Origin of the sequence: Desulfobulbus alkaliphilus (assembly GCF_016918545.1) — a bacterium.
Lineage (GTDB): Bacteria > Desulfobacterota > Desulfobulbia > Desulfobulbales > Desulfobulbaceae > Desulfobulbus > Desulfobulbus alkaliphilus.
The window spans coordinates 1-301 of record NZ_JAFFQC010000466.1; the positions used below are offsets into that span (position 1 = coordinate 1).

Annotated in this window: 1 protein-coding gene; it reads right to left on the minus strand. The window is 56.1% G+C overall.

From position 1 onward, the window contains the following. Window positions 1-117: 117 nt before the first annotated feature. Window positions 118-301: DUF4351 domain-containing protein (locus JWG43_RS19430; RefSeq protein ID WP_205244525.1), on the minus strand; the 184-nt coding region annotated here is incomplete at its 5' end.

Sequence of the window (301 nt, forward strand, 5' to 3'; positions counted from 1 at the left end):
TGCTGCTGGCTTTGAACCACCCCTCGCATAATGCGCCTCTACGTTCATAAGTCCGATGAACGTACAGTTCATTCTCTGGTTGGCGGTGAGCAGCGAATTCCAACATATCACCTGTGTTTAATTGCCGCGGATGGACTTGAGCCAGGCGTGAATTTCCTCAAGGCTGGTTGCATTGAGGATCATTTCGCTCAGCTCATCCTGCTGTTCCGGGGTAAGCTCCTGGAGCAGGGGGAGGAGATGGTTTGCCCCCTCGGGAAATCTTTTGGCGAGCTGGCGGAGCAGCACCCGGCCGGCGCCTTCC